The organism is Microcoleus sp. OTE_8_concoct_300, from assembly GCF_031383065.1.
GTDB lineage: Bacteria > Cyanobacteriota > Cyanobacteriia > Cyanobacteriales > Microcoleaceae > Microcoleus.
In genome coordinates, this window is record NZ_JANMZH010000366.1 from 1 (window position 1) to 2,324 (window position 2,324).

Consider the following 2,324-nt stretch of genomic DNA (forward strand, 5'->3'; position numbering starts at 1 on the left):
CTAAAAGCACTGAATTAAATAAAAATTCAGAACAAGAACTAAAAACCCCTAGTGAAAATAAATGTTCCGCCCCAACCGCTGAATGTCTGAGAATTAATTCAGATAACAGTCAGGCAGTCGATGTGGCAATGCCTTGCACTCCAGAACAAAGAGGTTTGACCTCTAAACCCCCGCAAAAACTGCTGACAGAACTCAACAGCCTCGACAATCCAACAATCTCTGCCGCCAAATCACCAATACCTACCAATAAAGCTGTTCCGTTAAGTCCTGAAATATCTTCGCCCGTTACTCCCCAAGTTCCTGAAATTGTCGAAGCGGTTGCAATTGCCAACCCCGATGCCACTGAGATTGTCAAAGCCGTTCCAATTACTAATCCTGATGCGACTGAGATTGTCAAAGCTGTTCCAATTGCCAATTCCGAGACAACTGAGATTATCGAAGCTGTTGTAATTGCCAACCCCGATGCGACTGAGATTGTCAAAGCTGTTCCAATTGCCAACCCCGATGCGAATGAAATTGTCGAAGCTGTTCCAATTGCCAATTCCGATGCAACTGAAATTGTCGAAGCTGTTCCAATTGCCAATTCCGAGACAACTGAAATTATCGAAGCGGTTGCAATTGCCAATCCCGATGCAACTGAAATTGTCGAAGCCGTTACGCGAGCCACAGGAGGCATGAATTCTGAATTAAAAATTTGTGTCCTCCAGCACAGCTTAAACGAAATCCAAGCCGCCATAAACTTGCTGCAAGTCCGAAGCCAAACAAAGCAAATATCCAACCCTTCAGGGTGGGTCGTTGATTGTTTGCGCGGTCGCTGGTGGGAGAAAACTAACGGTTTTCAAAACTCGAACCCAACAAATGTTGTTTCGTCTCCAGCTTCAACAGGCTCTTCTCCAATTCCAAAAGATTCTCGTTCTGCACAGACAACAAGAATAACTGAGGATTATGTTGACCCTCATTATATGCCATTAGAAACTCATCGAACGTTATGCGAACAGTTCCAGCAACTAGGCAAAGAAGCTTTTGCAGCGCTAGGTATTCAGCAGCAAATTTACTTGCAGTGGATGCAGCGATTTCCTCAGCACGTAAAACAAATTTTCAACAAATTATCTACTACTTAGTTATTTAACTTAGCTGTGAAAACAGTGATGATTTAACCCATGTAGACAGCATCTAATCCTTTAGACAACTTTTAGTACAGTTTAATTAACAACAAGCTCAAAGGAGAATACCAGACATGGCAGTCAGTTTTGTTGACAAAATGCCGATCAATATTGATGCAGAGGAAGCAATTTTAGGCGGAATTCTGATCGACCCAATCGCGATTAACCGAGTCGCAAATATTCTGCGTCCCGAAGCGTTAGCAATTACAGTCCACCAACACATTTATCGGGCCGCTTTAGCGCTGCACTCTAAGGAGCAGCCCACAGATTTGATGAACATCACCACCTTCCTCGACGACCACAACCTGCTGGAAGTAGTAGGGGGTCAAACCAAACTGGTAATGTTGGTAGACCGAACTGTTTCAGCCGTCAACATCGACCAATATGCCTTGCTAGTCGTAGACAAGTTTGTCCGGCGCGAACTCATCAAAGTTGGTAATGACCTGGTGCAGCTTGGCTACGAGACTTCCACCGAATTGGATGCGATACTAAATAAAGCCGAGGCAAAGATTTTTGCCCTCAATAAGTACAAAGAAGAGCGGCAAAAAGCTATTCGGCCTCTCTCGGAATATTGCCAAGAGCTTTGGCGATATCTAGATGAAATTGAGGAAGAGCGCTTGGAGACTGCTAACTACTTTCCTGGAATCAGCACGGGGTTTTACGACCTCGACGACCTCTTGGGAGGGGGATTTTACCGAGGTGAATTGATTGTCATAGGAGGTCGCCCCGGCAGCGGCAAAACAGCTTTGGCTTGCGCGCTTGGGTACAACATTGCTTCCCTTCCCACGAACGGTCGAGTTTTGATGTTTTCGATGGAAATGCCAGGTCGGGACTTGGCAGCGCGACTAATGGCACTTGAGAGTGGGGTGTCGGTGAAAGATATCAGGAAAGTTAACCTAGCTGGTAAGTACGAAGTCCTAGCTTCGGCTTTAGGGAAAGTTAGCGATGCTGATTTTTGGATAGACGAAAGTTTGGAACCATCTCCCCTAGAGATTCGTTCGAGAGTTAGGGAATTTGTTTCCGAGCGCGGCCCATTGGGTTTGGTAATTGTTGATTACCTGCAATTGATGGTGAATTCAGCGGATGAAAATGTTGTCAATAAAATCAGCGAAATTACGCGGCAGATGAAGATTTTAGCTCGCGAGGTTGACGCGCCGGTTG

The 2,324-nt window shown here is 45.3% G+C and carries 1 protein-coding gene and 1 pseudogene; both read left to right on the plus strand.

The window, feature by feature from the left end; all coding sequences use genetic code 11:
• Nucleotides 1-1,121 (plus strand): annotated as a pseudogene (locus ACUVJL_RS16410) (hypothetical protein); the annotation flags it as partial.
• 116 nt (nucleotides 1,122-1,237) lie between these two features.
• A partial coding sequence (locus ACUVJL_RS16415) for a replicative DNA helicase (RefSeq protein ID WP_445246826.1) occupies nucleotides 1,238-2,324 on the plus strand: 1,087 nt, incomplete at its 3' end.